This window comes from Candidatus Eisenbacteria bacterium, assembly GCA_035712145.1.
Taxonomy (GTDB): Bacteria; Eisenbacteria; RBG-16-71-46; order RBG-16-71-46; family RBG-16-71-46; genus DASTBI01.
In genome coordinates this window covers 134,849-141,275 of record DASTBI010000252.1, presented here as the reverse complement: position 1 = coordinate 141,275, position 6,427 = coordinate 134,849, and the positions used below count along the sequence as shown (strand labels likewise).

Sequence of the window (6,427 nt, the reverse complement as noted above, 5' to 3'; positions counted from 1 at the left end):
ACGGCTCTCCCTGATTCGCAACTTCTGCATCGTCGCGCACATCGACCATGGCAAGAGCACGCTGGCCGACCGGCTGCTGGAGATCACCCACACGCTGACGCCTCAGCAGATGCGCGAGCAGGTCCTGGACGACATGGACCTGGAGCGGGAGAAGGGGATCACCATCAAGTCGCACGCCATCGCCATGGAGTACGTGGCGCGCGACGGGAAGACCTATCAGCTCAATCTCATCGACACGCCGGGGCACGTCGACTTCACCTATGAAGTGTCGCGCAGCCTCTCGGCCTGTGAAGGCGCGGTGCTGGTGGTCGACGCCTCGCAGGGGATCGAGGCGCAAACGCTCTCGAACTTCTTCCTGGCGCGCGACCAGGGCCTGGCCGTCGTCGGGGCGGTCAACAAGGTCGACCTTCCTTCGGGGCGGCCCGACGACGTGGCGCTCGAGATCGAGCACATCACCGGCATCCCGGCGGAGAGCGTCCTGCGCATCAGCGCCAAGACCGGGCTCAACGTGGCCGATCTGCTCGAGCGGGTGATCGCCGACGTGCCGCCGCCCACGGGCGACCCCGATGCGGCGCTGCGCGCGCTGATCTTCGATTCGAGGTTCGACCAGTATCGGGGCGTCGTGGCGCTCGTGCGGGTGGTCGACGGCACGATCCGAAAGGGCGACCACATTCGCTTCCGTTCGACCGGCAAGGAGTACGACGTGGAAGAGGTGGGGCGTCTGCGGCTTCGCCTCGAGCCCACGCCATCCCTCCACGCCGGCCAGGTGGGCTATGTCGTGGCCGGCGTGAAGACCGTGGCCGAGGCGCGCGTCGGCGATACGCTGGGTCCCGCCGACGTCGAGATCACGGCCGTTGCCGGCTTCCGCGAGATCAAGTCGATGGTGTTCTCCGGCCTCTATCCGATCGAGTCCGAGCAGTACGAGTCGCTCAAGGAAGCTCTCGCCAAGCTCACGCTGAACGACGCCTCGCTCACCTGGGAGCCCGAGACCTCGGTGGCACTGGGATTCGGGTTCCGCTGCGGCTTTCTCGGGCTGCTCCACATGGAAATCGTCCAGGAGCGCCTGCGTCGCGAGTACGGGATCGACCTGATCGCGACCACGCCGAGCGTCGAGTTCCACGTGCTGTTGGAGAGCGGCGAGCTGCTGGTGGTCGACAATCCCAGCCAGATGCCGCCCGCCAACACGATCGCGGCGATCGAAGAGCCTTACGTGCTGGCGCACGTGCTCACGCCTTCCGAATATCTGGGCGGCGTCATGAAGCTGTGCCAGGACCGGCGCGGCATCTTCGTCGGCCTCGACTACGTCGAGGAGAAGCGCGCACGGCTGGGCTATCGGCTGCCGCTCGGCGAGATCGTTCTCGACTTCTACGATCGCCTGAAATCGGTGTCGCGTGGATATGCGTCGCTGGACTACGAGTTCGACGGGTACCGCGAAGGCGAGATGGTGAAGCTCGACATCCTTCTCAATAACGAGCCGGTCGACGCCCTCTCGGCCATCGTCCACAAGGACAAGGCGTATGAATGGGGCCGCGACCTGTGCGCCAAGCTCAAGGAGCTGATCCCGAGGCAGATGTTCCAGGTCGCCATCCAGGCGGCCCTCGGGAGCAAGGTGATCGCCCGCGAAACTCTGGGAGCCATTCGGAAGAACGTCACCGCGAAATGTTATGGAGGTGACATCAGCCGTAAGCGCAAGCTGCTCGAGAAACAGAAGGAAGGGAAGCGCCGTATGAAGCAGATCGGGACCGTCGAGATCCCGCAGGAAGCGTTCCTGGCGGTCCTCAAGGTGGAGCGCTAGAGTCTTCGTCCGGGGAATCCACTTTCATGAGCCAAAAGCCACGTTCCATCATCCGGGAATACGTCGAGGCGGCCCTCTGGGCCCTCGCCCTCACGATGTTCCTGCGCGCCTTCGTCATCCAGGCCTTCCGCATTCCTTCCGAGTCGATGCGCGATACGCTGCTGGTCGGCGACTTCCTGTTCGTCAACAAGTTCGAGTACGGGCCCAAGATCCCGTTCACACACATCCGCCTTCCGGGGCTGCGTGCGCCGAAGACCGGCGACGTCATCGTCTTCCAGTTCCCGCAGGATCCGAGCAAGGACTTCATCAAACGCTGCATCGCGACCGGCGGGAACACGCTCGAGATCCGTGAGAAGAATGTGATGCTCGACGGCAAGACGCTGAAGGAGCCGTACGTGATCCACACCGACCCCAGCGTCCGGCCGGCGGGCTACGAGAACCGCGACAACTATGGCCCGCTCACCGTCGAGCCCGACAAGCTCTTCATGATGGGCGACAACCGCGACAACTCGAACGACAGCCGTTACTGGGGAACGCTCGACATGGACCTGGTGAAGGGACGCGCCATGTTCCTCTACTGGTCCTGGGATCCCGAGAAGAACTGGCCGCGGTGGAACCGCATCTTCCAGATCATTCGTTGAGCCGTTCAGGCATCGGGGCCGCGCACGAGGACGGGCCTTCGCCAGAGGCTCGCGCCGCCGCGCGCCGCGGCCTCTATGTGCACGTGCCGTTCTGCGCCCGCCGCTGCGAGTACTGTGACTTCGCGACCGGCGCCCTGTCGGGACCCGCGGTCGAGCGGTATCTCGCCGCGCTCGAGCTCGAAGCGCGCCTGCGCGCTCCGGCCGCGCGCGGAACGGCGTTCACCTCGGTGTTCTTCGGCGGCGGCACACCCTCTGCGCTCTCCTCCCGGCATTTCATGCGGGTGTGGACCACGCTGCGGAACCACTTCGACATCGAGCGCGACGCAGAGGTCACGCTCGAGGCCAACCCCGAATCGGTGCGAGCGGCGCTGCTCGAGACCTGGTCCTCGGCGGGCGTCAATCGGCTGTCGATGGGCGCTCAGAGCTTCGACGCCGTCGAGCTGACCCAGCTCGGACGGCTCCATGGCCCCGAGCGTCCAGCCGAAGCCCTCGAGCTGGCGCGCGCGCACGGGTTCGATCGGGTGTCGATCGACCTCATGTTCGGTTTTCCGGGGCACGAGGCGGAGCGGTGGGAGACGACTCTCCGGTCTGCGCTGGCGCTGGGCCTCGAGCACCTCTCGGCATATTGCTTCATTCCCGAGCCCGACACGCCGCTCGGCGCGGCGACCCTCGGAGGCCGCGCGACACCGATGGCGCCCGACGCGCAGGCCGACCTCTACGAGACGCTCGTCGATCGCGCCGGCGCCGCGGGATACCGGGTCTACGAGACCTCGAACGTCGCGCGTCCCGGTGGGGAGTGCCGTCACAACCTGGTCTACTGGCTGCGGCGTGATTACCTGGCGCTCGGGCCTTCGGCGCACGGCCTGTGGAGGGGCGAGCGCTACGCCAATCATCGCGATCGTGACGCGTGGGCGGAGTCGCTCGAGCGCTCTCTGCCGTGCGACACCCGCGAGCCGGAGACGGCCAAGTCGCGCGCCGACGAGATCGTGATGCTCGGGCTGCGGCTGGGAGGCGGACTCGACCGAACCGACCATCCCGAGCGATGGGTCGAGGTCGAGCATCGCTACGGTCATGCCTTCGACCGCGGGGTGAGGACCGGACGGCTCGAGCCCACGGACCATGGCTACCGCATCGCTCCGGAGCACCGGTTCGTCGCCGATGACGTGATCGCCTGGCTGATGTCCATGGCGGAGCGAGGAGGCGAAAGGGCCGAGCCTTCGATCGGACCGAGCCTCGGAGCCGCTGCGATATGACCGAGCCGCGCGTGCAGCTCTCCGCGACGCTCGAAGGCCAGCGCCACGCCTGGCCGCTCGACAACGACGTGGTGCAGATCGGGCGGTCCTCGCGCAACGACGTGCATCTTCCCGATGCCACCGTGTCCAAGACCCACGCCGAGATCGTGCGAGCGGGGGACGGCTGGCTGATCCGCGACCTCGGCAGCCGCAACGGGACGCGCGTCAATGGTGTCGAGGCGCGCGAGCCGATGGCGATTCGCGACGGCGACGTGCTCGAGATCGGCAAGGTGATGGTGCGAGTCGGAGCCGAGTCCAAAGCGGGACATGCCACGACGTTTGCCCAGCGCGACATGAGCTCGTCCATGCGCCATCCGGCGCAGGACCTGCTCGCGCGCCCCACCGAGAACGTGGGATCCCCGCGAGTGGTCAAGCTCCTGGCGGAGGCCGGCAGGCTGCTCATCCTGCCGCGGCCGCTGCGCGAGACCTGCGAGGAGATCCTGAGCTTCGTCGAGCGCGCGATGCCGGTGTCGCGACTCGTGCTCATGCTGCGCGAAGGCCCCACCGGCGAGCCCACCCCGATCGCCTCGCGCGTCCACGGCGGCCGGCCGGGTGAGCCGCTGGCGATCTCACGATCCATCCTGCGTCTGGTGCTGGATGACTGCGCCGCGGTCGTCACCAGCGACGCGGCCAGCGATCCGCGCTTCCTCGGACAGCACAGCATCGTGTCCCAGGGCGTCCACTCCGCCATGGCCGTGCCTCTCTTCGACAACGAGAAAGTGCTGGGTGCGCTCTATGCCGACAGCCGGATCCCGGGACTCGTGTTCGAGGAGGAGCAGCTCCAGCTCTTCACCATCCTCGCCAACATGGCGGCGATGAAGATCACCAATGCACGACTGCTCGAAGCGGAGCAGAGCCGCGTGCGCATGGCGCAGGAGTTCGCCACCGCGACCCGCATCCAGCGCGCGTTGCTGCCGGTTGCTCCCGAAGGCGTGCAGGGCTGGCAGTTCCACGCGCGTCTGGAGACCTGCTACGAGGTGGGCGGGGACCTCTACGACTTCCACCGGCGCAGCGACGGCCGTTGGGTGCTGCTGGTCGGAGACGTTTCCGGGAAGGGGCTGGGTGCGGCGCTGCTGATGTCGTCGGTGCTCTCGTCGGCCCGCGTGCTCTACGACACCTGCGAGCAGCCGCTGGCGCTGGCCCACAAGCTCAACGAAGCCGTTGTCCGCAGCGCCGCGCCCGGGACTTTCGTGACCATGTTCCTCGCGTTCCTCGATCCCGAGACGGGAACGCTGCGCTACGTGAATGCCGGCCACAACCCGCCGCTGATCGTGAGCGGGAGCACGCTGCGCACGTTGGAGGACGGCGGAGTTCCCATGGGAATCCTGCCGACGTTTCCGTTCGAGGAAGGGACGACCGAGCTCAGCTCAGGGGACCTGCTCGCGGCGTTCAGCGACGGCATCCCCGAAGCGGTGCGAGGCGGTGAGTTCTTCGACGACGAGCGGCTCCGCCAGACGCTCATCGAGCTCGCCGGCGAATCCGAGATCGATCGCATCGGCGACGGGGTCGTTTCCCGCGTGGCGGAGTTCCTGTCGGGCGAGCCGCGAACCGACGACGTCACGCTGCTGCTCGCGCGGCGGCGTTGAGCCGGGCGGATTTGACGCGCTCGAGAGCCATCCCTAACCTCAACGCTCATGAGTGAGATCGCATTCGTCGGCGGCGCCCTCCGCGAAGACCCGGACCTCTCCGAGCGCCAGCGCCAGATCTTCCTGTCGTTGCTCGACCTGCATCGGCGGACCAGCCAGCCGGTGGGATCGGATGCGTTGAGCCGGCTGCCCGGCGTGCGCTGGTCGCCGGCGGGAATCCGGAGCACGCTGGCCGAGCTGGAGAGCCTGGGCATGCTCCAGAGAGGCCACGCCTCCGCGGGCCGCGTGCCCACCCCGGCGGGCTACGCATTCCACGTCCGCCGGGAGCTCGAGCCCGCGACGCTTCCGGCCGAGGTGCTGCGCGAAGTCGACGAGCGCTTGCGACGCGCCAGCCGCGACGTCGAAGCGCTGCTCGCCGAGGCCTCGCGGCTGCTCTCCGAGCTCACGTTCCAGATGGGTCTGGCCGTCGCCGCGGCATTCGAGCAGGAGCGGCTGGTCATGCTCGAGCTCCAGCCGCTGGGTCCGCGCCGCGCGCTGATGGCGCTCGGCCTGGGAGGCGGACTCGTTCACACGGTGGTCCTGCCGCTCGAGAGCGAGCTGGCCGAGGACGATCTCCACGAAGCCGCCGAGGCGCTGCGGGGGGGGCTGCTGGGGCTCACACTCGGCCAGGTGCGGATGCGGCTGGCCACCGATCTCGAGCTGGTGGACGACGCCGCGGTGCGCATCGTGTCGCGGGCGGCGACCGCGAGCTGGGGACATACCGACGGCGCATGGTTCAGCGCCGGAGCCGGAGAGTTCGCGACCCAGCCCGAGTTCGCCGATCGCGAACGTCTGGGATCCTTGCTGCGCGTGGTGGAGAGCGGTCCTCCGCTCGACCGCCTCATGGTGGACACCGTCGAGGGCCAGGCGGCGGTGAGGGTGGCGCTCGATCAGGATCGAGCGCTGGCGGGCCTGAGCCTCGTGAGCTTCGCCCTCCCCGGGCGCCAGCGCGCCGGCCTGGGCGTGCTCGGCCCGCTGCGCATGGACTACGCGCGCTGTCTGGCGGTGGTCGACGCGGTCGGCGCACGCATCGCCGAATACCTCTGAATCCCGAAGCACCGGCCCGCGTCGGAG

General features: G+C 67.9%; 5 protein-coding genes. All 5 read left to right on the top strand.

The window, feature by feature from the left end:
* Positions 1 to 1,795 (top strand): translation elongation factor 4 (lepA, locus tag VFQ05_18015; protein ID HET9328665.1); only part of this gene is annotated, 1,795 nt, incomplete at its 5' end.
* Between the two features lie 26 nt (positions 1,796 to 1,821).
* Positions 1,822 to 2,436 carry a signal peptidase I gene (lepB, locus tag VFQ05_18010; GenBank protein HET9328664.1) on the top strand — a complete coding sequence of 205 codons (615 nt, stop codon included), beginning with the start codon at positions 1,822 to 1,824 and terminating at the stop codon, positions 2,434 to 2,436.
* Positions 2,433 to 3,689, top strand: coding sequence for a radical SAM family heme chaperone HemW (hemW, locus tag VFQ05_18005; protein HET9328663.1), 1,257 nt, complete (start codon positions 2,433 to 2,435; stop codon positions 3,687 to 3,689). Before lepB ends, hemW begins: the two co-directional genes overlap by 4 nt.
* Complete coding sequence (locus tag VFQ05_18000; protein ID HET9328662.1) at positions 3,686 to 5,314, top strand: SpoIIE family protein phosphatase; 1,629 nt, start codon at positions 3,686 to 3,688, stop codon at positions 5,312 to 5,314. Before hemW ends, VFQ05_18000 begins: the two co-directional genes overlap by 4 nt.
* A 48-nt stretch (positions 5,315 to 5,362) precedes the next feature.
* Positions 5,363 to 6,400 (top strand): hypothetical protein, encoded by a 1,038-nt coding sequence (locus VFQ05_17995; protein ID HET9328661.1) that lies wholly within the window; start codon positions 5,363 to 5,365, stop codon positions 6,398 to 6,400.
* Positions 6,401 to 6,427 lie beyond the last annotated feature (27 nt).

Coding starts and splice junctions, on each gene's coding strand:
- VFQ05_17995 (HET9328661.1), top strand. CDS start 5,363: ATGAGTGAGATCGCATTCGTCGGCGGCGCCCTCCGCGAAGACCCGGAC.
- lepB (HET9328664.1), top strand. CDS start 1,822: ATGAGCCAAAAGCCACGTTCCATCATCCGGGAATACGTCGAGGCGGCC.
- VFQ05_18000 (HET9328662.1), top strand. CDS start 3,686: ATGACCGAGCCGCGCGTGCAGCTCTCCGCGACGCTCGAAGGCCAGCGC.